We start from the raw sequence: 26,987 nt of genomic DNA on the forward strand, positions 1-26,987 counted from the left end.
CGTTCGATCAGCGGGAAGGCAATTGACCGGCGATCTCTTCGGCGCGGGTCTTGTGCCGGTCCGCCTCGCTGTGCCAGCGAACGGCCTCCTTCGCCTCGATTTTCGCGCGCTTGCGGTGTTTGCCCTGCGTGAGCCATGTGGCGGCCGATCCGATCAGCATGCCGATAATCAGCGCGATGAAGATGAAAACGAAGAACGGCGCAGAAACCGCGAGAACCTGATCTTCGGGCCGGAAGGGGTTGAATGCCAGCGACACGCTCTGCCGGTTGGCAACGCAGAAGGTGATGAGAATGATGCCGAGCGGCAACAAAATCAAAAGGTTGATGATCTTCTTCGCCATCCGTGGCCTCCGCGCGTGGTTGCGCCGCTTCGATACGGCGCATGACTGCTCAGCAGAATAGAAAGGTGCGCGCGAGGTTCAAGCGCGATTTCGACGCAGTCCGGATGAAGTTCAATCGTCGTGGTCGGCCTGGCCGGGGTTCAGCCGTTCGCGCAACTCCTTGCCGGTCTTGAAGAAGGGCACCCACTTCTCCTCGACGAAGACGGCGTCGCCGGTGCGCGGATTGCGGCCGGAGCGCGAAGGGCGGTTCTTGACGGAAAATGCACCGAAGCCGCGAAGCTCGACGCGGTTGCCCGCTGCGAGCGCATCGGTGATCTCGTCGAGAACCGCGTTGACGATATTCTCGACATCCCGGTGATAAAGATGCGGGTTGCGCGCGGCAACGATCTGCACCAATTCCGACTTGATCACGGTCGCCCCCTTAAATTATTGATTTCTTATCAATCGCGGCCAACCTGCCAAACTGAAACGAGCCCGTCAAGGAGCAACTTTTGTGGCAGAATGCCCTCGATGTTCTGGCTCTTCACGAGATCGCCATAGCCAAACAGAACTGCGAGCTTCGAAACAGCCCCTGCGAGCAGAAACGGCGTATTGCTCTTCTTGTCCCAATCCACGACCGGAAGATCCTTGCCGACGTCCCTCCCAGCGAGATAATCCCGGATTTCCGTGTCGCCGCCGACCCGGTCGATGAGCTTGACCTTCGCCGCTTGCCGGCCGGTGAAAATAGTGCCGTCGGCGAGCTTCAGCACCTCGTCGCGCGGCAGCTTGCGGCGGTCGACAACCAAGTCGACGAACCAGGCGTAGCTGTCCATGACCATATTGTTGATCATGGTTTTCGCTTCTTCACTGGCAGCATGGAAAGGCGATGGCTCTGCCTTCAGCGGCGACGACTTGATCTCTTGCAGCGAGACGCCGAGCTTGTCGAGCAGCGGTTGGATCTGCGGATACTGAAAGATCACGCCGATCGAACCGGTGAGCGAACTTTCTCCGGCAATGATCGTATCGCCAGCGGCAGCGATCATATAGCCCGCGGAAGCGGCAAGCGTTCGGATATCGGAGACGACCGGCTTCTTCGCCGCAATCGCCCGGATCGCTTTGAATATTTTTTCGCCGCCATAGGTCGTGCCGCCCGGCGAAGAAATGGAGACGATGACGCCTTTGACGCGGTTGTTTTCTTCGATCTTCTTCAGCCTCTCGAGCAACTCGTCGTCGTCGGTTATGAGGCCGGAAATCGTCACATGGGCGATGTGCGGCCGCTGCGTGGCGATGTCGCCTGCGACGAATTGGTAGAGAGCAAAGCCGAGCGCGACCAAGAGCACCACCGCCGCAATACGCCAGAAGCCGAGTTTGCGGCGAAGCCTGCGGCGATCCGCGATCGTCGAACTGTCCATAAGGTCCTCCAGAGCCGGCGCGCCGGCTTCATTCAACATGGCATCAGATAAGGCGGCATTCCTTCTTCGGAAATGTCGATTTACCTCGTTTTCATGCCTTGCTTGCTAGTTGCAGAAAAAAATCCATATTGGCAAGCTAGTGTAATAATGCGAAACGATCTGTGATCGGTGGATGTAGTCCCTATATAGGGTTGCCGATCAACTGACACGGACATGTTAATGCTCAACACATTGAACAGCAGCGGGAAGCCTGCCTTTGCCAGGCCTGTAAGGAGCGCCTATGCGGCTGCCCTCTTCCATTCTGCACGTGTCCGCCGCCTGAAGATATTGCTGCCTGTCGCTGCCGTCATCATTTCGCTTGCCTTCATTGCAGTCTCGATGGTCCGGGCATACCTGCCCGAGAATCTCAAGATCGAGGGCGCTAAGATCGAAAACGGCAAGATCGTCATGGAAAAGCCGGCGATCGCCGGGCGCAATGCCGACGGAATCAACTATTCGATGCTTGCCGAGCGCGCGCTGCAAGACATCAAGAATCCGAACCTTATCACGCTCGAAACGATCAAGGCTGCGGTGCCGGTCAACGATGATCTGATCGCCCGCGTCGAGGCTGCCACGGCCGACTATGACCGATCCACGGACAACCTTGCGCTGAGGGACCCATTCACGATTTTGCTGAGCAACGGTCTGACGGCGAAATTTCAATCTGCCAAGCTCGATATCAAGGGCGGCAAGATGACGACAGATGATCCTATCGAGATTCAAAAAGACGGCGCTTCGATTGTTGCGCAGTCGCTCAAGATGACCGATAAGGGGCGCGTGATCACATTCGAGGGGAATGTTCGCATGAATGTCGATCCATCCGTCATCCGTAAACAGGGCACCTAACAGCCGGGTCACTCATGACAATAGATTGTCACTTTTCACTTCGTAAGTCTGGCGTAACACTTGGCGGCAGCGCCCTGGGGCTTCTACTGATGGCAGGGGCGGCCTTTGCACAGGCGACGACCAGCCAGATGGATGGCCTGAAGCTCGACAGCAATCAACCGATCCAGATCGAAAGCGACAAGCTCGAGATTCACGATCAGGAGCACAAGGCCGACTTCACCGGCAATGTGAAGGTCGTTCAGGGGAAGACGACCCTGCAGGCCGGTCATATGACGGTCTTTTACAAGGCACAGGGCGGCGACGCCCAACCAAACGGCGCAAAGGCCGACGCCGGAGCGGCGTCCATCTCATCGGGCAATGCCGACATCGACCGTATCATCGTTACCGATAAGGTTTTCCTGAGTTCCGGCACGCAGACGGCGACCGCCGACAACGGCTCCTTCGACATGGCCCAACAGCTCTTCGTCCTGAAGGGTGAAAAGGTTGTGCTGTCGGATGGGCCGAACGTCTTCACCGGCTGCCAGCTCACGGTTCATATGCAGACCGGACAGGCGCAACTGGATAGCTGCGGGGGGCGCGTCCAGATTCAGCTTGATCCGAAATCCCAGAAAAAGAACTGAGACCGGCCGCCCGACGTGAAATTATTCTCGCTTTCAACCATGTTCGGCCGGGCCGGGCCGCAATCTGCCGCGGACTCTGCCGCCGGCGGAGACAAAAGCCGTTACCACGGCACGCTGATTGCACGCGGTCTGACGAAGACCTATAGCACGCGGCGTGTCGTCAACGGCGTGTCGCTGGTCGTCAGGCGCGGCGAAGCTGTCGGCCTTCTGGGGCCAAACGGTGCCGGCAAGACGACCTGTTTTTACATGATCACCGGCCTCGTGCCGGTGGACGAAGGCACAATCGAGATCGACGGCAATGACGTGACGACGATGCCGATGTATCGCCGGTCGCGCCTGGGCGTCGGCTACCTGCCGCAGGAGGCCTCGATCTTCCGCGGCCTGACGGTCGAAGAGAATATCCGCGCCGTGCTCGAAGTGCACGAGAAGGATAAGGCCGAGCGGGAAAAGAAGCTCGATGAGCTTCTGGAGGAATTCCATATCTCCAAGCTGCGAAAATCGGCGGCGGTCGCATTGTCGGGCGGTGAGCGCCGGCGTCTGGAAATCGCTCGCGCGCTCGCAACCGATCCGACCTTCATGCTGCTTGACGAGCCTTTTGCAGGCGTCGATCCCATTTCGGTGGCTGACATCCAGAACCTCGTCCACCATCTGACGGCGCGCGGCATCGGCGTTTTGATCACCGATCACAATGTGCGCGAGACGCTCGGCCTCATCGATCGGGCCTATATCATCCATGCCGGCGAAGTGCTGACGCATGGGCGCGCGAACGACATCGTCAACAATCCGGAAGTGCGCCGGCTTTATCTTGGCGATAAATTCAGCCTTTGATAGGATCGAAGGCGACGGAAATTCACCTTCCTGTCATACTTGCGCTTGACCAAATAGAATAAAAAAGCAATTTTTGGGCCAAGTTGGATTTCCGCGGCCCGAACTCTGCTCGATCGCGGTTTCCCGGAGGAATTGAACGGGAGTTTCGCGTCCGCTATGGCCCTGTCTGCCAATCTTTTCCTGCGACAGAACCAGTCCCTGGTGATGACGCCGCAACTGATGCAATCCATCCAGTTGCTGCAGATGACGCATTTCGAGCTTGTCCAGTTTATTGCGCAGGAAGTCGAGAAGAACCCATTGCTCGAATTTCCGTCAGATGACGCGGAAACGGGCAGTGATAACGATGCACAGGATGAGCCGCACGGCCGTCAGGCCGACGATGATGATGACCGCACCGAGGCGCTTTCCGGGGACTGCTATGACAACGGCAATGACGGCAGCGCCAGCCGGCTGAGCGAAGAGCTGGACGTCAATTATGCAAATGTCTTCCAGGATGACGGGGTCCCGCCGCGGGCCGATGCGCCGGAGCTGATCAGCCAGTGGAAGTCGATGCCGGGGGGCGGCGACGGAGAAAATTACGATCTCGACGATTTTGTTGCAGGCCAGGTCTCGCTCAGGGATCACCTTGCGCAGCAGATTCCATTCATCCTGCCGGATGCGGGAGACCGTCTGATCGCGCAGCAGTTGATCGACCAGCTCGACGAGGCGGGTTACCTGCAAAGCGACCCTGCCGACATCGGCGAAAGACTGGGTAGCGATCCTGCGGCCGCCGAACGTGTTCTTGCCGAGTTGCAGACCCTTGATCCGCCCGGTGTCTTTGCTCGCAGCCTGGCCGAATGCCTGTCGATCCAGCTGAAGCAGAAGGACCGCTTCGATCCCGCCATGCAGGCCCTCGTCTCCAACCTCGAATTGCTGGCACGGCGCGACTTCGCGACGCTCAAGCGGCTTTGCGGCGTGGACGAGGAAGACCTGCTTGATATGCTCGCAGAGATTCGCCAGCTGAACCCGAAACCCGGCAGCGGCTTTGAAACCAGCGTTTCCGAAGCGATCATGCCGGATGTCGTCGTACGTTCGTCATCAGATGGGAGCTGGCTGGTGGAGTTGAACCCTGACACGCTCCCGCGCGTGCTCGTCAATCAGTCCTATTTCGCCCATGTCTCAAAGAACGGCGGTGACTACACGTTTCTGTCCGAATGCCTTCAGAGCGCCAACTGGCTCACCCGCAGCCTCGATCAGCGTGCGAAGACGATCATGAAGGTCGCAAGCGAGATTGTCCGCCAGCAGGATGCCTTCCTGATGCATGGCGTCGATCACCTGCGCCCGCTGAATCTGAAGACAGTTGCCGATGCCATCAAGATGCATGAGTCGACCGTCAGCCGCGTCACCTCGAATAAGTACATTCTGACGCCGCGCGGCCTCTTCGAACTCAAATATTTCTTCACGGTGTCGATCAGTGCGGTGGAGGGCGGCGATAGTCATTCGGCTGAGGCCGTTCGCCACAGGATACGCTCCCTGATCATGCAGGAAAGCACGGATGCGGTCCTCTCCGACGATGATATTGTCGACATGCTGAAGAAGGATGGCATTGATCTGGCTCGCCGTACGGTTGCAAAATACCGCGAGGCGATGAATATCGCGTCCTCCGTTCAGCGGCGGCGGGAAAAGCGGGCATTGGCGAAGGTTGCGGGCTTTTGAAAGTCGAGCTAAATCAACCCTTGCCTGCATATCCCAATCAGCGCGGCGGCACACCCGTTGACATTTCGGCAGTCTGCCGCTAGAAGCCCGCCGCAGTTGGCGCTGCAAACAGCGTTTGGACTTATCCCCATCATCCTCAGGGCGATTGAAGCACACGACTTAAGCCGATATTGCTTGAGTTTGCGTGAAGTGCTTGGATGAGGTCTGGCCTTGGCGTAAACTGGTACCGCAAACCACTATAAGAAGGGAAACTCCATGAGTGTGCGTGTATCCGGTAAACATATGGAAATTGGGGACTCGTTCCGTCAAAGGATCGAGGACCAAATGGACATGGCCATCACGAAATACTTCGACGGGGGATATTCCGGCCAGGTGATTGTGGAGAAATCGAGTTCGCGGTTCTCTGCGGATTGCAAGCTCCATCTTGATAGCGGGGTGGTGCTGCATGCGGCAGGCGAAGCGATGGATCCGCAGCTTGCATTCGATGCCGCTTCGGAGCGCATCGAAAAGCGTCTCCGCCGCTACAAGCGCAAGCTCAAGGATCATCATGCCGGAAACCATCTGAACGGTACGGAAGTCGCCTATACGGTCATGGACGCTGTCCCGGATCATGAAGACGAGGTCCCCGACGATTTCGCCCCGGTAATTGTTGCCGAGAGCACGAAGCAGTTGAAGACCATGTCCGTTGCGACCGCCGTCATGGCGCTCGATATGACGGATGAGCCACTGCTTTTGTTCCGCAGCCCGGGCAAGGAACATTTGAACATCGTTTACCGCAGGCATGACGGTAATATTGGCTGGATCGACGCCGCCAATATCAAGAGCTGACATCCGGGCGATGAGCGGTAGCCACGCCGCTCTCCCAATCATCCGGTTTCGGCGACAGAAGGAAAAAGAAATGGCATTGGCAGATCTGCTGCACCAAGATGCGATCATTCCCGCCCTAAAGGTAAATTCGAAGAAACAGTTGCTTCAGGAGTTGGCGGCAAGGGCCTCCAAGATCACCGGCCTTTCCGAGCGGGAAATTTTCGACGTCGTTCTGCAGCGCGAGCGTCTCGGCTCGACGGGCGTCGGCAATGGCATCGCCATTCCGCACGGCAAGCTCGCAAGCGTCCGCTCGATTGTCGGCGTCTTCGCACGGCTGGAAAGTCCGGTCGATTTCGAAGCGCTGGACGACCAGCCGGTCGACCTGGTGTTTCTGCTTCTCGCTCCGGAAGGGGCGGGTGCCGACCATCTGAAGGCGTTGTCGCGCATTGCGCGCGTGCTTCGCGATCACGATCTCGTCGCGAAGCTGCGTGCCACAGATTCCGCATCGGCGATCTACGCTTTCCTCAATGAAGAGCAAGCATCGAACGCTGCCTGAGCGGTAGACGATCATCTAAAATGAAAGAGGCGCCCGGTTGTCGGACGCCTCTTTTCATGTGTGAAGACGTGTGCCTCAAAACTCTTCCCAGTTGTCCTGAACAACGGCGGCCGAACTGTGCGACTGTGGCGCAGGGCGGCGCGAGGCGGGAGCCGGGGGACGGTAGGCCGGCGTCGGGGTGCGCATCTGCTGCGCCGTCGAGCGCAGCGCCGTGGCGTTGCCCTGAGCGGACACACGGAAGCGAAGGACGAGGGCTTTCAGCGTCTGCGCCTCGTCGTTCAGCGCAACACTGGCTGCTGTCGCCTCTTCCACCATTGCCGCATTCTGTTGGGTCACCTGGTCCATCTGGTTCATGGCCTGGTTAATTTCCTTGAGGCCGATCGCCTGTTCGCTCGCGGAGGCCGAGATCTGGCGGATGAGACCGTTGATGCCCATCACCTGCTCGGCGATCTTATGCAGCGTACCGCCAGCGCGGCCGACGAGATCGACGCCTTCCTTGACCTGGATGGCCGAGGTGTTGATGAGCGTCTTGATCTCCTTGGCTGCAGTTGCAGAGCGTTGAGCCAGCTCACGGACTTCCTGAGCAACGACAGCGAAGCCCTTGCCCGCTTCACCAGCGCGCGCTGCCTCGACGCCGGCATTGAGTGCCAGCAAGTTCGTCTGGAAAGCGATTTCGTCGATGACGCCGATGATGCGCGAGACTTCCGTCGATGACTGTTCGATGCCGTGCATGGAGGCGATTGCTTTCTGTACGACCTCGCCGGATTTTTCCGCATCTTCACAGGCGAGATTGACGTTTTCTGCAGCCGTGCGGGCATTCTCGGCACTTGAATTGACCTGAGCGGTCAGCTCGTTTAGCGCGGCGGCGGTTTCTTCCAGGCTTGCCGCCTGCTGTTCCGTGCGCTTGGCAAGGTCCGAGGCGCTGTTGCTGATTTCGCTGGTGCCGGAGCCAATGTTCACGACGCTGAGGTTCATCGTGTTGATCGTCTCTTCAAGGCTGGCAAGCGCAGCGTTGAAATCCTGCTTCAGCTTGGCGTATTCGCCGGGGAACTCCTCCGTGAGGCGATGACCGAGGTTGCCCTGCGATAGTTCTGAGAGCCCGGCACCGACGATGGAAACGATCTGGCGTTGCAGCGCGACAGACTCCTGCCGCTCGCTTTCCGAGCGGCTGCGTTCGGCTTCAGCGGCACTGCGCTGATTGTCGGCCTCTGCCTCGAGCCGTTGCGTATCGGCAAGCGTAAACCGGAATCCTTCGAGGGCCTTGGCGACGGAACCGATCTCGTCTGCGCGCTCCTGGCCGGTGACCGGCTCTTCGTACTTGCCGTCGCTGAGTGCCTTGACACTTGCAACGAGCAAGCCGAGAGGCTTTTGCACCAAGGAGCGGACGGCAAAATAGAGAGCCAGCATGACGGCACCAAGGACAACAATGCCACCGGCGATCATCATGAAGGTTTGATCTCGCACCGGTGCATTGATGGCGCTGTGGGGAACATCGACGAGTACGACCCAGGTGGCATGAAGATCCGGTACGGCAAACGGATAAACGATGCGATCGAACGGTTCATGGCCATCAAAGTTGAGGTTGCGAACCACACTCGGGGTCATCGAGGCTAGCGCTGTCTTAACTTCGGCCGCGGCTTCGCCGTTGCCGTAGGGTTTCGACATCAGTTCTTTCGTCGGCGCCACGATCCAGTTGCCGTTTTGCGCAACGAGAGTGACACGGCCCGAACCGAAGGGTTGCAATGCCTGCAGTTTGTCGGTGAGGGACTTGAGCGAGATGTCGACGCCTTCGACACCAATCATCTTGCCGCCGGACATGACCGGATAGGCGATGGAAGTCAGCAACGTCGGAACGTCGGTGCCTTCGGCAAGATAGGGTGAGGTGATGGCGCCCTTGCCGGTGTCGGCGGCAAGTTTCCACCATTCGGCGGTATAGTCGTTGTCGAAGGTCGAAAACTGGATGGCGCCATCCCTCGTCTTCGACCAGTAGGGCGTAAATGCGCCGTTCTTGTTCGTGCCCTCATCGAGTTTGTCGGCGATCTCGGCTGTTTTGCCGTCAAAGGCGCCGAGCTGTTCGCAGAACCAGCTTCCAAAGGCAAAGGCATTCTGCTCGAGGTTGGCCTTCAGGATGTTAATGATGCCCTTGCGGTCGAAGGTCTTGCCTTCGTGACCGCGGCCGAGGACGCCCGACATCGAGCGCGCGGCACTCGCCAGCTCGCCGACATTCGCGGCGATCTCGTTGGCGATTGATTTCGCTTCGAGGTTGGCTTGGTCCATCGTCAACGCATGAACGCGATCGCGGGTCTGGCCAATCAGGAAGAAGTTGGAAACCAGTAGGACAAGCGCGATGGCCGCGCCTGTAATGAGGATGAGCTTTGCGGCAAGCGACTTCATGCGGAAGATGGACATGGGTTCCTCGGCAGGGGCGACGCACCGGAGTCGCATTCTCCGGCACGGGGAGGAAATGCCGCGCCGTCATGGAGCAGCCGTGACGTTGCCGGGGCCTTTTAAGAAAAGCCCGGCGATCAAAAGAAAGATCGCCGGAAATCTCTTAAATTTGAATGAAACTATACCGATTCATTCCGCTAATATATTGAGTTGATTCATATTTCTTCGAGTGTCCGGTCAAAATAGACAAGACTATATCTTGTTTGCGACTTCGGCGGACAAGGGAATGGATGGCTGTGCTCCGGCCTTGAGGCAGGCAAGCGAGCCGGCGACGGCGGCCCGGCGCAGCGAAGCCTCGAAATCGAGGCTTTCATCGAGGCTTGCGGCAAAGTAGCCGCAGAATGTATCGCCCGCCCCGACGGTATCCACCGGCTCGATCTTCAGTCCTTTCGCTCGTGTAATGACGCCATCCCGGATTGCGATCACACCGTCGGCGCCGAGCGTCACGATCAACGTCTGCCCAGTCTCTCCGTGCAGGCGTCTCAACGCCGTTTCGCGATCAGCCGGGTTCATGTTGTCCTGGCCAGCAAGCAGCTCGAACTCCGTCTCGTTGGCAATGACGATATCGGCGAGACGTCCAAGCCGCGGGGCGTCCGCAATGAGCGGGGCGAGGTTGAGGACGGTCGTGACGCCCTTGACCTTGGCTGCGGTCAGCGCACGCTCGACTGCCGGGGCGGGCACCTCGAACTGCAGCATCAGGGTATCGCCCTTGCTCATGGCGCCGATCGCCGCATCGGCATCCTCGGCCGCGATGGTCCCGTTTGCGCCCGGCACGACGGCGATCATGTTCTCGCCGTCTCCACCAACAAGGATCAGCGCCGTACCGGTGGGTCCATCGACATGCTTGACGCCTGCAAGGTGGATGCCCGCCTGATCGAGAAGCGTCAGCGCCGGTGCAGCGAATTCATCCTTGCCGACTGCGCCCACCATATGGACCACGCAGCCGGCGCGTCGCGCGGCTAATGCCTGGTTGGCTCCCTTGCCGCCCGCCGCCGTTGCAAAACCGTTGCCGGCCACCGTTTCGCCAGGCTTTGGCAGGCGATCGGTCGTGGCGATGAGGTCCATGTTGATGGAGCCGAAAACTGTGATCATAAAGGGTGTCCTGTCATGCTTCTTATGGCGACGGACACTGCCCGATGGGCTCACTCTTCGTCAACCACCCTGAGTTTGAGAAGGCCAGTGCGGCTTTCGACCGACTTCGCCGGAGGTCCGCTTTCAGGTTCCTCCTTGAGCGCTTCTGCGCCCTCGAATTCCAGCGCTTCGATTTTTGCGCCGCGTTTGGAGAGTTTGTCAGTGGACGTGATGATCTGATCAACATCCCGCTGTGCCTGGGAAAAATGCGTCTGCAGTTTGCGCACGCGCTCATCGAGCCGCCCGAGATCGTCCATCAGGATCGCTACCTCGCCCTGGATGACGTGCGCCTGCGCCTGCATGCGCTGATCCTTCAAAACGGCCTGGATGACCTGTATCGACAGCATCAGCAGCGAAGGCGAAACAATGACGATGCGGGAACGATGCGCTTTGTGGACGACCGGCTCGAAATTCTCATGAATTTCAGCGAAGATCGATTCCGAAGGAACGAAGAGAAAAGCCGTATCCTGCGTCTCACCCTGGATAAGATACTTCTCCGATATATCGCGGACATGGATTTCCATATCGCGGCGGAATTGCTGCGAGGCAAGCTTGGTTGCGTCCGGCGTGCCCGCGTCGCGAATGGCATTCCAGGCTTCGAGAGGAAACTTGGCATCGATGACGAGCGGCGGTGCACCGTTCGGCATGCGCACGGTGCAGTCCGGCCGCGAGCCGTTGGAAAGCGTTTGCTGGAAAGCATAGGCGCCCATCGGCAGACCGTCGGCGACGATGGTCTCCATACGCGACTGGCCGAAGGCGCCGCGCGTTTGCTTGTTGGAGAGGATAGCCTGAAGCCCGACGACATCCTTCGCCAGCGTCTGGATATTGTTCTGAGCTGCATCGATGACAGCGAGCCGCTCCTGCAGGCGCTGAAGGTTCTCATGCGTCGATTTCGTCTGTTCGCTGATCGTCGTGCTGACACGCTGCGACATGCCGTCGAGGCGCTGACCGATCGCCTGGTTGAGTTCGGCCTGACGCGTTCCGAAGACCTCAGCCATGATCGAAATGCGTCCCTGCATCTCGGCCTGAATCTTCAGGAGCTCGGCCATCCGGGCATCGGCTTCCGCGGCCCGGATCGCTGCCTCCTCATCCTGTTCGCGCCGCAGGTTGCTGTTCCTGACCAGCAGGAACACGAGCACCACGACAACGACAGCGACAGCGCCACCGGCAAGCGCGAGGATGGTCGGGCTGAGCCCGGCGATCGAAATTGTCAGCGATTCGGTAACATTGTTCATTCGCGCACAATAACAAACCCGCCGGCGATGGCTAGATCAAAACGTGAACAAATCCACAGCGCGATTTCGTGGGCAAAGTGCCGCCGCACTGCGGCACGAAGCTCCTGAAGATCGCCGCCCGAATTTAACGAATACTCAACTATATTTTCCAATTGTCGTTTCCGAAGAGACCTCTATCGCACCATGCGCCAGGACAGAAATACAGTATGACCGCTCAGCAATTCGAAAACGCACTCAAGCAGCGCCTTGATTTCATCGAACTCGACAGCGAGGCGAGAAAGACGATACGCGAACTGCGCCCGGTCATCGGCGAACTGATCGGCGGCGCGCTGGACAAGTTTTATGGCAAGATCGCCAGGACGCCCGCTGTGGCCGGCTTCTTTTCCGACAAGACGCATGTCGGCCACGCCAAGAAACGCCAGGAGGATCACTGGGCGAACCTTGCCGGCGGCAATTTCGACGAGAGCTACGTGAACGGCGTCACCGCCGTCGGCAGGGCGCATGCCCGCATTGGCCTTGAACCGCGCTGGTATATCGGCGGTTATGCGATCGTCATGGCAGAACTTGTCAAAGGCATCATGGAAAAGCAGTGGCCGTCACGTTTCGGCCATCAAAAGGGCAAGGCGCTTGCCGAGAAGCTCGCCTCGGTCATCAAGGCCAGTATGCTCGACATGGACTATTCAATTTCTGTCTATCTCGATGCGCTGGAAGAGAAGCGGCGCAAGCATGAAGAGGAGCGTGCCAAGGCGGAAGCGGATCAGGCGATTGCGCTCGAGCATCTGCGTCGCGGATTGGAAGCTCTTTCAAAGGGCGATCTCGAAGCAACGCTGCCGGCGGACCTGCCGGGCAATTTCCGCCACATGGCGGAGGACTATAACCGCGCCGCGGCGGCCCTTCGCGCCTCGTTCGCATCGGTGCGCAGCAGTTCCGGCGAAATTTTAAGCGGCACCGACGAAATTTCCAAGGCGACCGACGATCTGGCGATGCGCACGGCGCAACAGGCGGCCGGCATTGAGGAGAGCTCTGCTGCGCTCCAGCAGCTCTCCGTCAGCGTTGGCCAGACCGCAGCAAATGCCGAGAAGGCATCCGGTGCGGTGCGCGAGACGCAGGAGAAGGCGAAGAGTTCAGGTGAACTCGTGACAAGCGCGGTGTCGGCCATGGCGGGTATCGAGAAGTCGTCCGCCGAGATAGCCAAGATCATCGGCGTCATTGACGAAATCGCCTTCCAGACGAACCTTCTGGCACTTAACGCCGGCGTCGAGGCCGCGCGTGCCGGCGAGGCGGGCAAGGGCTTTGCAGTCGTCGCACAGGAAGTGCGCCAGCTCGCGCAGCGCACTGCCGATGCAGCCAAGGAGATCAAGAATCTGATCTCGGAAAGTTCCATGCAGGTGAATGAGGGCGTCGGCATCGTCAGCAGTACCGGCGAGGCACTTAGCGATATGATCAGCCGTATCGACATCATCAACCGCTTCGTCGCCGATATCGCAGCGGCAGCGCGTGATCAGGCGACAGGGGTAAACGAAGTCAGCATTGCGATCCGCAACATGGACAAGATCACGCAGCAGAACTCAAGCATGGTAGAACATACCTCGGCAGAGAGCCGTCACTTGCGCGCGGAGGTGGATAACCTCGTGGCGCTGCTGCAGCACTTCAATATCGGCTCGCAGGAGCGTCTGGCGCCGGCCTCCCGCCGCGCGGCCTGACCGAATGCCGCAAATTCCGCAGGGCTGCGCAAAAAAGCACTTTCCGGAGTTTCAGGATAATTCCCTAGCTGGAAAAGATAGGTTATGGGAACGCGATGACCATCAAGCCACTTATCATTCTTCCAGATCCCGTCCTCCGCCAGGTTTCCAAACCGATCGAGCGGGTCGATGCCGATCTCAAGCGTCTTGCCGACGATATGCTGGAAACGATGTATGACGCACCGGGCATTGGCCTGGCCGCAATCCAGGTCGGCGTGCCGCGCCGGATACTGGTGATCGACGTTTCGCGGGAGGGCGAGGAAAAGCAGCCGCAGGTCTTTATCAATCCGAAGATTGTCAAATCTTCCGACGAGCGATCGGTCTACGAAGAGGGCTGCCTTTCCATTCCGGACTATTATGCCGAGGTCGAGCGTCCGGCGACCGTCAGCGTCGAATATCTCGACCGTGACGGCAAGGCGCAGACCGTTGAGGCCGACGGCCTCCTCGCCACTTGCCTTCAGCACGAGATCGACCATCTGAACGGCGTACTCTTCATCGATTATATTTCGCGGCTGAAGAGGGAAATGGTGATCAAGAAGTTCACGAAGGCGGCGAAGTCGGCGAAGGCTCTCTGAGTTGCGTTGAAACTATGGACGCAGCGCATATGATATCGCTGATATCGTAAAGGAGGTGCCGTATGGGCGATCTTCTGATCCGGGATACTTGCGATGCGATGAAACGGAACATCGCTGTGCGTGCCGAGCGAAGGGGTGGCAGCCTTTCCGACGAAGCCAGGCGCCTTGTGCAAAAAGGCATGATCGCCGACGAAACTGTTGCAGATGATGACGATCTAACGGGATGGGACAGTCTGCGTTCGATCCTCGGGCCGGAGAACGACGACGAGGCCGAGGAGTTCGCGAAAATCATGGATGAGATTGAAGCGGACCGAAAGCGTGATTTCTGCCGACCTATCGAGGACTTCGAGTGATCGTCCTTGATACAAATATCACTTCGGAGGTAGCAAAGCCTGCTCCAAGCGAGCGCGTCAAAACATGGATGACAAGGCAGGTAAAATCTGACCTTTATCTCTGCGAAATTGTCATGATGGAGCAGTCTTACGCTGCCGAAGATACTCCCCCTTTGATCACCATGCCGCGATTGCAACGGGCCGTCTGCGGACAAGCGTGAGAGCATGGGGCGGCCGATAGATCCAGGACGCTAGGATTGCCGCCATCTGCCTCGCTTACGGCGCGACGCTGGCGACACGCGAAATAAAAGATTTCGAAGGGCTTGATCTCAGGCTCGTAAACCCGTTTGAAGACGGCTGATCCTAAACCTGGCGAGAGAGAATGTCGTTTCGCATCATTTTCATGGGAACGCCGGAGTTCTCGGTTCCGACCCTGCGCACGCTGGTGGATGCGGGGCATCAGATTGTTGCGGTCTATACGCAGCCGCCGCGGCCGGGCGGACGGCGCGGTCTCGACCTGCAGAAGTCGCCGGTGCATCGAGCCGCCGAACTGCTCGGCCTGCCCGTCTTCACGCCGGTCAATTTCAAGGAACCGGAAGAACGGGAGCGCTTCCGGGCGCTCAACGCGGATGTGGCGGTTGTCGTTGCCTATGGACTGCTGCTGCCGGAGGCGATTTTGAACGGAACGCGCAACGGCTGCTACAATGGCCATGCCTCGCTGCTGCCGCGCTGGCGCGGCGCAGCACCCATCCACAGAGCGATCATGGCAGGCGACGAAAAGTCCGGCATGATGGTGATGAAGATGGACAAGGGGCTGGATACCGGCCCCATCGCGTTGACCCGCGAGGTCGAGATCGGCCCGAACATGACGGCCGGCGAGTTGCACGACAAACTGATGCATGTTGGCGCCAAGGCGATCGGCGAAGCGATGGTAAAGCTCGAAATGGGTGACCTGCCGCTGACGCCGCAGCCGCAAGAGGGCGTCCTTTATGCCGCGAAGATCGACAAGGGCGAGACGCGGATCGATTTCGGCAGGGATGCAAGGGACGTTCACAATCATATCCGCGGACTTTCGCCGTTTCCGGGCGCCTGGGTCGAAGTCGAGATTGGCGGCAAGCCGGAGCGGGTGAAGGTGCTGGGTTCGGAACTTGCGGACGGGCACGGTCCGGCCGGCGAAGTGCTGACGGATGAACTGGTTATCGCCTGCGCATTTGGAGCGGTTCGGCTGACCAGATTGCAGAAGGCCGGTGGCAAGCCGCTTGCGGCGGCGGATTTCCTGCGCGGCACGCCGCTTGCGCACGGCACGAGACTCGCCTGATGCCGCGCTACCGGATGACCGTCGAATATGACGGCGGACCCTATGTCGGCTGGCAGCGTCAGGAAAACGGTCCCTCGGTGCAGGGGGCGATCGAAGCTGCGATCCTGTCGTTAAGCGGCGAGACCGTGTCGATCCGTGGCGCCGGGCGTACCGATTCCGGCGTGCATGCGATGGGTCAAGTGATCCATGCCGATCTTTCAAAGGAATGGTCGGTGTTCAAGTTGCAGAACGCGCTGAATGCGCATCTGAAGCTGGCGGGCGAGCGCGTGTCCATTTTGGAGGTGCAGGTGGTTGGCGAGTTCTTCGATGCCCGCTTCTCCGCCGAGCGGCGGCACTATCTCTACCGCATCATCAACCGCCGGGCGCCGTTGGCGCTCGAGGCGGGCAAGGCCTGGTGGGTGCCGAAGGTGCTCGATCATGAGGTGATGCATCAGGCCGCCCAGATCCTCGTCGGCAGGCATGACTTTTCCACCTTCCGTTCCGCGCATTGCCAGGCAAACAGCCCGGTCCGCACACTCGACCGGCTCGACGTGACGCGGAACGGCGAGCTCATCGAAATCCGCGCGACGGCACAGAGTTTCCTGCACAATCAGATCCGCTCCTTTGCCGGAACGCTGAAGCTTGCAGGAGAAGGAAAATGGACGCCGGAGGATGTGCGTGCTGCGCTTAAGGCGCGTGACCGCAAGGCCTGCGGTCCAGTTGCTCCGCCCGAAGGACTTTATTTCATGCAGGTCGATTATCCGGCAGTGATCACCGATCGGCGCAAGCGGACGCAAGAGAATGGCGATGACGATCTGTCATGACCCCGCCCATGCCAGACCGTTGATCTAAACCGGATAAATGCCGAGGAAGCGCTGGAGATATTCGGCGAGGATCATGGTCGGCACCAGCAGTGCCAGCGTCAGCGCCCCGGCCATCAGCCCGTGGCCGTGAAAGATCATCCGCAAAATCCTTGCAAGCATGAAGACCTGCGCCATCATGAAGACCAGAAGCAGGATCGACACGACGCTGATGGCGCCGGGAATGAAGAAGACCAGCGCCAGCAGCAGGCCGTTGATGTAGGAAAGCGGCACGCCGAGCCAGTTGATGCTGACGACCACGGCGGCAAAGCGATCACCCATGCGGAAGGTAAACAGCAACAGTCCTGCAAACACCAACGGCACGAACCAATTGGCGATTTCGACCAGGCCCAAACGGAAATAGAAGGGAAGGCCGACTTCGACATGCGGCGGCATCGACTGCAGGAAGGCCTGACGCCACCAGAGCCACGAAATGCCCATCGGTGGCAGGCACCAGGCCATCGCCCAGAAGGAGCGGTTGACGCCGCGGTCCGACATATCGAGAAACCGGAAGCCCCGCGTGTCCATGCGGATCAGCAGCCACAAACCCGACAGATAGTATTGAACCTCCCTAAGCCCCGGCATTTGCGAACCATCGCTCGATGAAGGTTTCGTAGATCTGCGTCAGCGTTTCGAGATCGGAAACAGCAACGCGTTCGTCGACCATGTGCATGGTCTGTCCGACGAGCCCGAATTCGACGACCGGGCAATAGTCCTTGATGAAACGCGCATCCGACGTCCCGCCGGTGGTCGAAAGCTTCGGCGCCTTGCCGGCAATGCTCTCGACGGCAGAGGAAAGCGATGCAATCAGTGCGTTGTTGCGGGTGAGGAAGACGTGGCTCGGGCGATCGGCCCAGGCAATGTCATATCTTACCGCCTCGCGGCCGGGGCGCAGGGCGCCATTCTTGGCGGCCGCTTCAAGACGGCGGAGGATTTCGGCCTGCAGCGTGTCGACCGTCCAGGTGTCGTTGAAGCGGATGTTGAAGCTTGCGGCGCCCTTCGCCGGAATGACGTTGGTGGCCGGATTGCCGACATCGATGGTCGTCACCTCGAGGTTCGACGGCTGGAAGTTTTCGGTTCCATTGTCGAATGGGGGATCCATCAGCGCGCTCGTGAGCTGCAGCATGCCGCGCACCGGATTATCCGCCAGATGCGGATAGGCGGCGTGGCCCTGAACGCCGTGGACAGTGATCCTGCCGGAGAGCGAACCGCGGCGGCCGATCTTGATCATGTCGCCGAGCGCATCCGGATTGGTCGGCTCGCCGACGAGGCAGGCATCCCAGCGCTCGCCGCGTTCTGCCGCCCATTGCAGGAGCTTGATCGTGCCGTTGATGGCGGGGCCTTCCTCGTCGCCGGTGATCAGCAAGGAAATCGAGCCCTTCGGATTGCCGTGTTTTTCGACGTACCGGGAAACGGCTGCCACGAAGCATGCGATCCCGCCCTTCATGTCGACCGCACCACGACCGAAGAGTTCGCCGCCTGAAATTTCCGCGGCGAAGGGGGGATGCGTCCAGGCGGCTTCGTCGCCAACCGGCACGACATCCGTGTGTCCCGCAAACATGAGGTGCGGGCCATCACTGCCCAGGCGGGCGTAGAGGTTTTCGATGTCGGGCGTGCCGGCTTCCGTCGCCTTCACCTTGTCCACCTTAAAGCCCAGGGGCGAAAGCATGGCGTCGAGCGCAGAAAGTGCGCCGCCTTCGGCAGGCGTCACGGAGGGGCAGCGGATGAGCGTCTGGAGATTGGCGACGGGATCGGTGGCGGTCATGAGGGTCGAATTATCCGGCGGGAATGGCAAAGACATGGCAAGGCGGCGAACCGCCTCGCTGAAAACAACGCCGTTTGTTTACCGGATCGGAATCCGGCTGTCACTGAAAGCTTAGTCGCGCAGCAATTCATTGATGCCGGTCTTCGACCGGGTCTGCTCGTCGACGCGCTTGACGATGACGGCGCAATAGAGATGCGGTGCCGGTTGGCCGTTTGCCATGGTCTTGTTGCCGCTCGACATCGAACCGGCAACGACAACGGAGTAGGGCGGCACTTCGCCATACATGACGTTGCCGGTGGCGCGATCGACGATCTTGGTTGACTTGCCGATATAGACGCCCATGCCGAGAACTGAACCCTCGCGGATGATGCAGCCTTCGACGACTTCCGAGCGGGCGCCGATGAAGCAGTTGTCTTCGATGATCGTCGGGCCGGCCTGCATCGGTTCCAGCACGCCGCCGATGCCGACGCCGCCGGAAAGATGCACATGCTTGCCGATCTGTGCGCAAGAGCCGACCGTCGCCCAGGTGTCGACCATCGTGCCTTCACCGACATAGGCACCGAGATTGACGAAGGAAGGCATCAGCACGACGTTCTTGGCGATATAGGCCGAGCGGCGGACGACGCAGTTCGGAACGGCCCGGAAGCCCGCGGCGCGATACTGGTTCTCGCCCCAGCCTTCGAACTTGGAAGGCACCTTGTCCCACCAGGTGGAATTGCCGGAGCCGCCCTTGACGACTTCCATGTCGTTCAGGCGGAAGGAAAGCAGTACGGCTTTCTTGAGCCACTGATTGACCGTCCAGACGCCATCGGCGCCGCGCTCGGCGACGCGAGCCTTGCCACCGTCGAGAAGCTCGAGCGCTGCTTCCACGGCTTCGCGAACTTCGCCTTTCGTCGACGCGTTCACGTTGTCGCGGTTGTCGAAGGCAGCTTCGATGGTCTTTTCGAGGGATGCGAGGTCGGTTGCGCTCATGAGAATTCCTTAAACTTCGAGCTTTATCCTGAAGACTAAGAAGTCTCCGGGAATTGTGATCGGCGGGATGCGATCTGCTCTATCGCATGAGCGGCTAAAATGGAATGATTTTTCGAACGAGATCGTTTCTGTATTCAAGGTGTTATAGACAGACCCGGCAAGTGTTGCCGGCATTTTTGAAGGGCATTCTGAAATGGCGAAGGGAAAAAACGGCAAGCTCAGGCGCAAGGACGGAGTCTGGGCTCCGCTGAAGTCGAGCGAGATCGACAGGCATCGCGCACTCGCCGTGCCGAAGACGCCGCAAACGCTTTCTCCTTCCTACCGCCTGGCCTATGCCGACGACGACTTTCTCTGCCGCGAGGAACTGCGGCCGATCCGTCTCCAGCTTGAACTTTTGAAGGTCGAGATGATGTTGACGGAACGCGGCATCAAATCCACCGTCGTCATGTTCGGCGGCGCGCGTATTCCGGCCCCCGGTCAGAGCGCATGGGCAGCCCGCAACGACATGCAGCGCGCCAATCTGGAGGCGGCGTCCATCTATTATGACGAAGCGCGCAAGTTCGCCCGGCTCTGCTCGAAATATTCCGCTGGTTTCGATTTCCATGAATATGTGATCGTCACCGGCGGCGGCCCGGGCGTCATGGAGGCGGGCAACCGCGGAGCAGCCGACGAAGGCGCGCCCTCGATCGGCCTCAATATCGTGCTGCCTCACGAGCAGGCCCCGAACGCCTATGTGACGCCGGAGCTCAGCTTCAACTTCCACTACTTCGCGATCCGCAAGATGCATTTCATGGTACGCGCGAAAGCGATTGCGGTGTTCCCGGGCGGCTTTGGAACCCTCGACGAATTCTTCGAATGCCTGACGTTGATCCAGACGGGACGCATGGAAAAGATGCCGCTCATTCTCTTCGGCGAGAAGTTCTGGCGAAGCATCGTCAATTTCGACGCACTTGCCGAATTCGGGACGATCGCGCCTGACGACGTGACGCTGATCAGCTTCGTCGATACGGCAGATGCCGCCTGGAAGATCATCCAGGATTTCTATGAGCATCAGGAATAGAAAACCGGCCACGATGTGCGACGGCCTCAATAGCGGTAAGTCCTTGCTTACAGGAACGGCCGATTAGGCATGTCATCGATCGAGATCGCGCCGTCCTTGTTGCGATCCATGCGGATGAAAAACTTGTCAAAGGTTGCCTCGGCTTCCTGCTTGGAGATCTGGCCGTTCTCGTCGGTGTCCATGCGGCGCATCATCGACGTAAACATCATCCTGCCACCGTCGCGCATCCCCCAGCGCTTGTCGCCTGGGCCGCGATCGGCGCCGCCGCGGTCACGCTCGGCGCGCTTCGGTATCTTCGGCTGGCCACCGTTGTCGGCCGTCTGCGGAGCGTTGGGCACGGCGTCGTCATTGGCACCCAATTGGTCATCCGGTGCGTTGCGGTCCTCCATTTGGGCTTCATGGTGCTTGCGGATTTCGCCCGGTGTCAGCGCCCCGTCGTTGTTCGTATCGATCGCGGCAAAGACCTTCTCGTTGCCGTCCTGGGCTTCCTGTTTGGAAATCTGGCCGTCCTTGTTGGTGTCGAACTGCTTCAACATGCGCACAAAGGCAACCTCGCGCATTGCTTCAGCGCGCATACCGTCGCCCGTCATCTGGCGCGGCGGTTGGCGGGCCCTGTCGCCTGGAGCGGCAAAACTGCCGCCGGCTGCAGCACCGATCATGACGGAGGAAAGTGCGATCAGTATCAGCTTGTTCCGAGACATCATATTTCCTTTCGGGTTCGCAATCTCGCTGGGGATCGCGCTCGAAAGGTAGGACCGATGCGTCAATCTGACCAATTAAACATCGGCAAGCTGAATGAAATCTTGGTAATCTAGTCCACGACCCTTGCCAGAAACGCAGCCAGATCGTCGGTGACGAAATCGATATGGTCCTCGTCGCCGCTCGTTTGTTCCCACCATTCGACGACGGTTTCCTCAAGATTGTTCGGCACGAGCAGCACAGTCTGCATGCCGAGCGCCTTTGGAACCACAAGGTTGCGCGGCAGGTCCTCGAACATGGCCGCCTTGCCGGTTTCGACTCGTTTCAGTGCCATGAACTTGTCATAGGTAACCTGCGCCGGCTTCGGCACGAATTCGGCGGCGACGATGTCGAAGATGTCTTCGAAATGTTCGAGAATGCCGAGTGCACCGGCCGTCATTTCGGCATGTTTGACGCTGCCGTTGGTGAAGATGAACTTGCGGCCCGGAAGTGCCTTGATCGCCGCACCCAATTCGGGCTGAGCCGTGAGGCTCGAATAGTCGATGGCATGGGCCTTTTCCAGAAAGTCGTTCGGGTCGACGCCGTGATGGATCATCAGACCCTGCAGGGTCGTGCCGTGATCGAGATAATATTGCTTCTGCAGCTTGCGCGCCTCGTCCCGCTCCATCTGGAGAAGCGCCGAGACATAGGCCGTCATGTTTTTGTCGATCTGCGCGAAGAGATTGACGTGATGCGGATAAAGCGTGTTGTCGAGGTCGAAGACCCATTCGGTCACATGCGCAAAATCGGCTTTGGTCGGAGTGCGATCTATCTTGGTCATGGCGGCGTTATGGCATGGGCCAAGCAAATTGCCGAACAAAAAAATAGACGCCCGATTTTCGACGGACGGAAAAGGGAAGGGATGATAAAAGGCTCTTATGCTTTTCGATCTTCCCAATGAAGACACGCTTTATGATGCGCTGATCGCCCGCAGCTCCGATTACGAGGGGCTTGCCTATGTCTGCGTGAGAACGACCGGCGTCTTCTGCCGGTTGACCTGCCCCGCACGCAAGCCGAAACGGGAGAACACGCTCTTCTACGATTCCATCGCCACCTGCATGCAGTCCGGCTTCCGGCCCTGCCGGCGCTGCAAGCCGCTGGAACAGGCGGGCAAGGAACCGATCGTCGACGAGCTGCTGGAAGCACTCGACTGCGCTCCGGCGGCGCGCTGGACCGAGGATGATCTGGTCCGCAAGGGTTACGATCCCTCCACCGTGCGGCGCGCTTTCAAACGGTCTCTGGGCATGACATTCTTAGACATCGCCCGCTACCGCCGACTCGGCGAGGCAGCAAGGCAGCTTGCGAGCGGCGCCCGCGTCATCGATGTCCAGCTGGATGCAGGTTACGAGTCGGGCAGCGGGTTTCGGGCCGCGTTTCAGCGGTTGATCGGCAAGGCGCCTGCCATGTCGCAGAACCGCGAGCTGCTCTTCGCAGACTGGTTTGAAACGCCGCTCGGGCCGATGGTCGCGGTGGCCGATCAGACGCATCTGCATCTTCTGGAGTTCCACGATCGGAAGGCGCTTCAGGCTGAGCTGGAAAACCTGCAGCGCAAGACACGCTCCTCGGTTGCCGCCGGAAGAACGCCTGCGATCGAACAGATCGATGCCGAGCTGCGCGCCTATTTCGACGGTCAATCCGCGAACTTCAAAACCCCTTTGGCGCTCGGCAACAGCACCGCCTTCGAGCGGGCGGTCTGGGCGAAGCTTCGGGAAATTCCTGTCGGAGAAAGACGCGCTTATGGTGATCTGGCCAGGGAAATGGAAAACCCGCAGCTGGTGCGCGCGGTCGGCCGCGCCAACGGCGCAAACCAGCTTGCCATCGTCATCCCCTGCCATCGCGTGGTCGGCGCAGACGGATCACTGACCGGTTATGGCGGCGGGCTCTGGCGCAAGCAATGGCTTTTGAGGCACGAAGGAAAAATGCGGCCCAAAGGGGCTGTTTGAGGAGGACGTTCCATGAACCAGGCGGAAAAGGCGAAGGCGTTCGGCGCATTGCATCAGAAGGGCAATCCGGTCGTCCTCTATAATATCTGGGATGCTGGCACGGGGAAGGCTGTCAGCGACGCAGGCGCCAAGGCACTGGCGACCGGCAGCTGGTCGGTTGCTGCGGCGCAAGGCTATGCGGACGGCGAAAAAATCCCGCTGGAAGCGCTTGTCGCAACGGTGCGGTCGATCACTGCGGCCAACGACTTGCCTCTCTCCGTCGATTTCGAGGGCGCCTATTCGACCGACAAAGCGGGAGCCGCTGCCAACGCCGCCAGGCTGATTGATGCAGGCGCCGTCGGCATCAATTTCGAGGACCAGGTGGTTGGCGGCAGCGGGCTGCATCCCATCGATAAGCAGGCCGCACGCATCTGCGCCATCCGCGAGATGGCCGAGGCTAAGGGCATTCCGTTCTTCATCAATGCCCGCACCGACCTGTTCCTCAAGTTCTCCGATCCCGACCGGCATGTGCCGCTGGTGGATGAGGCGATCGAGCGGGCAGCCGCCTATGAAGAGGCTGGCGCCAGCGGCTTTTTTGCGCCGGGATTGTCGAACCAGGACCTGATCCGCCGAGTGTGCGAAGCCGTTACGCTGCCGGTCAACATCATGATGCGGCAAGGCGTGCCGGATGTGAAGACGTTGGCAAAGCTCGGCGTCGGCCGTGTCAGTTATGGGCCGGGACCCTACCGCGCAATGATGGAAAAGCTGAAGGAGGCAGCCGAGGCGGTCTTCGCCGCCGCGGGCCAAGCTTGAATCACGGAACGATCAGCGTTCCGGCGCCGTGTTCGGTGAAGATTTCGAGCAGCACGGAATGGGCCGTCTTGCCGTTCAGGATGACGACGCCCTGGACGCCGGCCTTGATCGCGTCGATGCAGGTTTCGACCTTCGGGATCATGCCGCCGGAAATCGTGCCGTCGGCGATCAGCGCGTGCGCCTGCGAAACCGAGAGCTCCTTGATGAGGTTGCCCTGCATGTCGAGCACGCCGGGAACGTCCGTCAGGAAGAGCAGGCGCGTGGCATTCAGTGCGCCAGCGATAGCGCCTGCGAAGGTGTCGGCATTGATGTTGTAGGTCGCGCCGTCGCGGCCGGGCGCGACCGGGGCGATGACCGGGATCATTTCCGAACGGGCGAGCAGGTCGAGCAGCGTACGGTCGACTTCGACGACCTCGCCGACGAAGCCGAGATCGAGCACGCGCTCGATGTTCGAATCCGGGTCCTTGATCTTCTTCTGCGCCTTTTCGGCAAAGACCATGTTGCCGTCCTTGCCACAAAGCCCGATCGCCCATTCGCCCGTCTGGTTGATGAGTGCCACGATTTCCTTGTTGATGGAGCCGGCAAGCACCATCTCGACGATCTCGACGGTCTTGGCGTCGGTGACGCGAAGACCGCCTTCGAACTTCGATTCGATGCCCATCTTCGTCAACATCGCGCCGATCTGTGGACCGCCGCCGTGGACGACGATCGGATTGACGCCGGATTGCTTCAAAAGTGCAATGTCGCTGGCGAAGGCCTTGCCGAGCTCGGGATTGCCCATGGCATGGCCGCCGTATTTGACGACTATCGTCTTGTTCTCGTAACGCTGCATGAAAGGCAGCGCCTGTGCGAGAAGGCGTGCTTGGGTTTCGCTTTCGGACTGGTTCATGGCATACCCCGCAGAATAGATCGCGGCCTTTTATCTCAAGTTCTTGACAGATGGAATAATGCCCTGCGCATTAGTTGCTGTGCCTCTTGTCAATTTGAGCCGGCCGCCGTTTATTGGCATCGTGTCAAAGATAGATGGGCCGCGGCATGACGAGCGAGGAAATCGCGCAATTGATAGGCCGCATCGCCATGGCCGACCGGAAGGCTTTCGCCGATCTCTACAAGGCGACGAGCCCGAAACTTTTCTCCATATGCCTGTGTATCCTGAACGATCGTATTGAAGCCGAGGAGGCGTTGCAGGAGGTTTATACAAAGATCTGGCAGCGCTCCGGGGCCTTCGTGGCCAACCAGGGTACGCCGTCCTCCTGGCTCGCGGCGATTGCCCGCAACCAGGCGATCGATACGATGCGGGCGCGAAAGCCTGTCGCCGACGAGTTGAACGGTGAATACGATCTTCCCGATCCTGGCCTCGACCCGGAAAAGCAGGCCATGTTGTCTGATGAAGGAAGGCGGATTGACACCTGCATGGAAGAGTTGGAAGCTGATCGGGCGCAGGCGGTGAAGAAAGCCTATGTCGAAGGACTGAGCTATCAGGAACTTGCCGATCAGTTTGGCGTTCCGCTGAACACCATGCGGACATGGCTGCGGCGCAGCCTTTTGAAGCTGAGAGAGTGCATGGAGCGATGACATCGCCGGATCAAAGCAAGGGAGGCCGCTCCCGTGATGAAGTGCTCGCCGGCGAGTACGTGCTTGGTGTCCTTTCGTTTCAGGATCGCCGGGTGGTCGAGGAGCGCATGCGCCGGGACCGCCAGTTTGCCGCAATCGTCAGCCGCTGGGAAACGAACCTCTCTGCTTTCAACGACGAGTATGAAGTGGCCGCGAGCCCGGGCCGGGAGACCTTCAAGCAGATCGAGGCACGCCTTTTCGGCGAACCGGAGCTTTCGCGGTCCTTTTCGCGCGGCCTTTGGAATTCCGCCGTCTTCTGGCGCTCGCTGACCTTCGCTTCTCTGGTCGTTGCGATCGGAGCTATAATTTTCGCCTCCGGCAACGTTCCACCGCCGAAAGGTCAATCGCAACTGGTTGCCGAATTGTCGTCCGCCGACAGCCAGGTCAATCTGCTTGCCTCTTACGACGTCCAAAGCGGCCGCCTCCGCATCGTTCCCGTTGCGGCGAGCGGGGCTGAGAAAAAATCACTGGAGCTCTGGCTGGTGCCGGGAAGCGGCACTCCAAAGTCGCTCGGCATTTTCCAGTCGGATGAAGATGGCGAGCTTGTCATTCCTGCCGATCTGCGCGGCGGCATTGCCGATGGTACGACGCTCGCCGTCAGCCTCGAGCCTTTTGGCGGTTCGACGACCGGCGCACCGACAGGACCGGTTGTCGCCAGTGGCACCACGCATCGCCGCTAAAAAATTGTCTCTTCTGAAACTCTTTCTGCATCGCCTCGTACATCTCGGTGTCCGGGCGGGCCGAGGCATTCCGCACGCGAACCGGCGCCGGACGTGAGGAGGATGATCATGATGAAGCCAGCTTTGCGCACCATTGCGCTTGCCACTGCCGTATCCGCAATCGCTTTTGCTGTGCAGGCCGCCAACCCCATGGTGGGTGGCGCTCCGATGTTCCCGACGAAGAACATCATCGACAATGCCGTTAACTCGAAGGACCACACCACCCTGGTCGCGGCGGTGAAGGCCGGCGGGCTTGTCGGCACGCTCGAAGGCAAAGGTCCGTTCACGGTTTTCGCACCGACGAACGAGGCTTTCGCCGCCCTACCGAAGGGCACGGTCGAGACGCTTCTCAAGCCGGAAAACAAGGCCGCGCTCGTCAAGGTGCTGACCTGCCACGTGGTTGCAGCAGATGCGATGGCGAAGACCGTCGCCAAAATGATCAAGGACGATGGCGGCGAACACGACATCAAGACAGTGGGCGGCTGCGTGTTGAAAGCCAAGGAAAGCATGGGCAAGATCACGCTGACCGATGAAATGGGAGGCACGGCACGTGTGACGATCGCCGACGTCAAGCAGTCGAACGGCGTAATCCATGTCGTCGACAGGGTGCTTCTGCCTAAGACGTGATGGATCTAAGGACGA

Annotated in this window: 30 protein-coding genes and 1 pseudogene; 18 read left to right on the plus strand and 13 right to left on the minus strand. The window is 59.5% G+C overall.

All coding sequences use genetic code 11. The features are described from left to right. Positions 1–7: 7 nt before the first annotated feature. From QA644_RS00230 to sppA, 3 genes are all read right to left on the minus strand, one after another. Positions 8–340, minus strand: a complete 333-nt coding sequence (locus tag QA644_RS00230; RefSeq protein ID WP_074066443.1) for a LapA family protein — start codon at positions 338–340, stop codon at positions 8–10. A 111-nt stretch (positions 341–451) separates the two neighbouring features. Further along, positions 452–751, minus strand: a complete 300-nt coding sequence (locus QA644_RS00235) for an integration host factor subunit beta (RefSeq protein WP_283070503.1) — start codon at positions 749–751, stop codon at positions 452–454. A gap of 29 nt (positions 752–780) precedes the next feature. Continuing rightward, positions 781–1,731, minus strand: coding sequence for a signal peptide peptidase SppA (gene sppA / locus QA644_RS00240; RefSeq protein WP_239595841.1), 951 nt, complete (start codon positions 1,729–1,731; stop codon positions 781–783). A gap of 219 nt (positions 1,732–1,950) precedes the next feature. Here sppA and lptC point away from each other — a divergent pair, with 219 nt between their 5' ends. The 6 genes from lptC (at position 1,951) to ptsN (ending at position 7,122) form a co-directional block, all read left to right on the plus strand. Then, positions 1,951–2,616, plus strand: coding sequence for an LPS export ABC transporter periplasmic protein LptC (lptC, locus tag QA644_RS00245; RefSeq protein ID WP_194728779.1), 666 nt, complete (start codon positions 1,951–1,953; stop codon positions 2,614–2,616). 14 nt (positions 2,617–2,630) lie between these two features. Further along, on the plus strand, positions 2,631–3,236 hold the full coding sequence (locus QA644_RS00250) for an LptA/OstA family protein (RefSeq protein WP_074066445.1): 606 nt from the start codon (positions 2,631–2,633) through the stop codon (positions 3,234–3,236). Between the two features lie 39 nt (positions 3,237–3,275). Further along, complete coding sequence (lptB, locus tag QA644_RS00255) at positions 3,276–4,064, plus strand: LPS export ABC transporter ATP-binding protein (RefSeq protein ID WP_028739414.1); 789 nt, start codon at positions 3,276–3,278, stop codon at positions 4,062–4,064. A 156-nt stretch (positions 4,065–4,220) separates the two neighbouring features. After that, complete coding sequence (gene rpoN, locus QA644_RS00260) at positions 4,221–5,759, plus strand: RNA polymerase factor sigma-54 (protein ID WP_283070506.1); 1,539 nt, start codon at positions 4,221–4,223, stop codon at positions 5,757–5,759. A gap of 255 nt (positions 5,760–6,014) precedes the next feature. After that, a complete protein-coding gene (gene raiA / locus QA644_RS00265) occupies positions 6,015–6,587 on the plus strand; it encodes a ribosome-associated translation inhibitor RaiA (RefSeq protein WP_022713501.1) in 573 nt (190 codons plus the stop codon). Positions 6,588–6,657: 70 nt separating this feature from the next. Then, positions 6,658–7,122, plus strand: a complete 465-nt coding sequence (gene ptsN / locus QA644_RS00270; RefSeq protein WP_283070508.1) for a PTS IIA-like nitrogen regulatory protein PtsN — start codon at positions 6,658–6,660, stop codon at positions 7,120–7,122. Positions 7,123–7,197: 75 nt separating this feature from the next. On the opposite strand, the gene QA644_RS00275 is transcribed toward ptsN, so the two are convergent. The 4 genes from QA644_RS00275 to QA644_RS00290 all read right to left on the minus strand — a co-directional run bounded on the left by QA644_RS00275 (position 7,198) and on the right by QA644_RS00290 (position 12,088). Beyond that, positions 7,198–9,531 (minus strand): methyl-accepting chemotaxis protein, encoded by a 2,334-nt coding sequence (locus tag QA644_RS00275; protein WP_283070510.1) that lies wholly within the window; start codon positions 9,529–9,531, stop codon positions 7,198–7,200. Between the two features lie 231 nt (positions 9,532–9,762). Next, complete coding sequence (locus QA644_RS00280) at positions 9,763–10,662, minus strand: ribokinase (protein ID WP_283070512.1); 900 nt, start codon at positions 10,660–10,662, stop codon at positions 9,763–9,765. A 50-nt stretch (positions 10,663–10,712) separates the two neighbouring features. Next, positions 10,713–11,936 (minus strand): DNA recombination protein RmuC, encoded by a 1,224-nt coding sequence (locus QA644_RS00285; protein WP_283070514.1) that lies wholly within the window; start codon positions 11,934–11,936, stop codon positions 10,713–10,715. Further along, entirely contained in the window at positions 11,933–12,088 is a 156-nt protein-coding gene (locus QA644_RS00290) for a hypothetical protein (RefSeq protein ID WP_239595831.1), read from the minus strand. The genes QA644_RS00285 and QA644_RS00290 overlap by 4 nt, the downstream gene beginning before the upstream one ends. Before the next feature lie 54 nt (positions 12,089–12,142). Between QA644_RS00290 and QA644_RS00295 the strand changes: the two genes are divergently transcribed. The 6 genes and pseudogenes from QA644_RS00295 (at position 12,143) to truA (ending at position 16,706) form a co-directional block, all read left to right on the plus strand. Next, positions 12,143–13,639, plus strand: coding sequence for a globin-coupled sensor protein (locus QA644_RS00295; protein ID WP_283070516.1), 1,497 nt, complete (start codon positions 12,143–12,145; stop codon positions 13,637–13,639). Positions 13,640–13,734: 95 nt separating this feature from the next. Then, complete coding sequence (gene def / locus QA644_RS00300; protein ID WP_074066452.1) at positions 13,735–14,253, plus strand: peptide deformylase; 519 nt, start codon at positions 13,735–13,737, stop codon at positions 14,251–14,253. 62 nt (positions 14,254–14,315) lie between these two features. Beyond that, a complete protein-coding gene (locus tag QA644_RS00305; RefSeq protein WP_283070518.1) occupies positions 14,316–14,606 on the plus strand; it encodes a plasmid stabilization protein in 291 nt (96 codons plus the stop codon). Then, positions 14,603–14,946: pseudogene (locus QA644_RS00310) on the plus strand (type II toxin-antitoxin system VapC family toxin). Before QA644_RS00305 ends, QA644_RS00310 begins: the two are co-directional and overlap by 4 nt. 21 nt (positions 14,947–14,967) lie before the next feature. After that, on the plus strand, positions 14,968–15,903 hold the full coding sequence (gene fmt, locus QA644_RS00315; protein ID WP_194728785.1) for a methionyl-tRNA formyltransferase: 936 nt from the start codon (positions 14,968–14,970) through the stop codon (positions 15,901–15,903). Beyond that, the gene (truA, locus tag QA644_RS00320; RefSeq protein ID WP_194728786.1) at positions 15,903–16,706 is read left to right on the plus strand and encodes a tRNA pseudouridine(38-40) synthase TruA; all 804 of its coding nucleotides are present in this window, start codon (positions 15,903–15,905) and stop codon (positions 16,704–16,706) included. Before fmt ends, truA begins: the two co-directional genes overlap by 1 nt. A 24-nt stretch (positions 16,707–16,730) precedes the next feature. On the opposite strand, the gene QA644_RS00325 is transcribed toward truA, so the two are convergent. The 3 genes from QA644_RS00325 to dapD all read right to left on the minus strand — a co-directional run bounded on the left by QA644_RS00325 (position 16,731) and on the right by dapD (position 19,479). Beyond that, positions 16,731–17,327: a hypothetical protein gene (locus QA644_RS00325; RefSeq protein WP_283070521.1), complete on the minus strand. Its 597-nt coding sequence runs from the start codon at positions 17,325–17,327 to the stop codon at positions 16,731–16,733. Further along, on the minus strand, positions 17,314–18,507 hold the full coding sequence (gene dapE / locus QA644_RS00330) for a succinyl-diaminopimelate desuccinylase (protein ID WP_283070522.1): 1,194 nt from the start codon (positions 18,505–18,507) through the stop codon (positions 17,314–17,316). Before dapE ends, QA644_RS00325 begins: the two co-directional genes overlap by 14 nt. Before the next feature lie 111 nt (positions 18,508–18,618). Then, positions 18,619–19,479 carry a 2,3,4,5-tetrahydropyridine-2,6-dicarboxylate N-succinyltransferase gene (gene dapD, locus QA644_RS00335; RefSeq protein WP_283070523.1) on the minus strand — a complete coding sequence of 287 codons (861 nt, stop codon included), beginning with the start codon at positions 19,477–19,479 and terminating at the stop codon, positions 18,619–18,621. Between the two features lie 193 nt (positions 19,480–19,672). Between dapD and QA644_RS00340 the strand changes: the two genes are divergently transcribed. Next, complete coding sequence (locus QA644_RS00340) at positions 19,673–20,539, plus strand: LOG family protein (protein WP_194728789.1); 867 nt, start codon at positions 19,673–19,675, stop codon at positions 20,537–20,539. Positions 20,540–20,586: 47 nt separating this feature from the next. Here QA644_RS00340 and QA644_RS00345 read toward each other — a convergent pair whose 3' ends face one another. Beyond that, on the minus strand, positions 20,587–21,240 hold the full coding sequence (locus QA644_RS00345) for a calcium-binding protein (protein ID WP_283070524.1): 654 nt from the start codon (positions 21,238–21,240) through the stop codon (positions 20,587–20,589). A 110-nt stretch (positions 21,241–21,350) separates the two neighbouring features. After that, the gene (locus tag QA644_RS00350; RefSeq protein WP_283070525.1) at positions 21,351–22,058 is read right to left on the minus strand and encodes a pyrimidine 5'-nucleotidase; all 708 of its coding nucleotides are present in this window, start codon (positions 22,056–22,058) and stop codon (positions 21,351–21,353) included. A gap of 97 nt (positions 22,059–22,155) precedes the next feature. On the opposite strand from QA644_RS00350, the gene QA644_RS00355 reads away from it, so the two are divergent. Next, positions 22,156–23,220 carry a trifunctional transcriptional activator/DNA repair protein Ada/methylated-DNA--[protein]-cysteine S-methyltransferase gene (locus QA644_RS00355; protein WP_283070526.1) on the plus strand — a complete coding sequence of 355 codons (1,065 nt, stop codon included), beginning with the start codon at positions 22,156–22,158 and terminating at the stop codon, positions 23,218–23,220. A 12-nt stretch (positions 23,221–23,232) separates the two neighbouring features. Continuing rightward, the gene (locus QA644_RS00360; protein ID WP_283070527.1) at positions 23,233–24,012 is read left to right on the plus strand and encodes an isocitrate lyase/phosphoenolpyruvate mutase family protein; all 780 of its coding nucleotides are present in this window, start codon (positions 23,233–23,235) and stop codon (positions 24,010–24,012) included. A 1-nt stretch (position 24,013) separates the two neighbouring features. Here the strand turns inward: QA644_RS00360 and argB are convergent, their stop codons facing one another. Further along, a complete protein-coding gene (gene argB / locus QA644_RS00365; protein WP_283070528.1) occupies positions 24,014–24,901 on the minus strand; it encodes an acetylglutamate kinase in 888 nt (295 codons plus the stop codon). A 146-nt stretch (positions 24,902–25,047) separates the two neighbouring features. Between argB and QA644_RS00370 the strand changes: the two genes are divergently transcribed. From QA644_RS00370 to QA644_RS00380, 3 genes are all read left to right on the plus strand, one after another. Then, positions 25,048–25,587, plus strand: coding sequence for a sigma-70 family RNA polymerase sigma factor (locus QA644_RS00370; protein WP_283070529.1), 540 nt, complete (start codon positions 25,048–25,050; stop codon positions 25,585–25,587). Then, positions 25,584–26,306 (plus strand): anti-sigma factor, encoded by a 723-nt coding sequence (locus tag QA644_RS00375; RefSeq protein WP_283070530.1) that lies wholly within the window; start codon positions 25,584–25,586, stop codon positions 26,304–26,306. The genes QA644_RS00370 and QA644_RS00375 overlap by 4 nt, the downstream gene beginning before the upstream one ends. Positions 26,307–26,414: 108 nt before the next feature. Next, positions 26,415–26,972: a fasciclin domain-containing protein gene (locus QA644_RS00380; protein WP_194728794.1), complete on the plus strand. Its 558-nt coding sequence runs from the start codon at positions 26,415–26,417 to the stop codon at positions 26,970–26,972. Positions 26,973–26,987: the final 15 nt, after the last annotated feature.

The sequence above is a fragment of the Rhizobium sp. CC1099 genome, assembly GCF_029714385.1.
Classification (GTDB): Bacteria; Pseudomonadota; Alphaproteobacteria; order Rhizobiales; family Rhizobiaceae; genus Rhizobium.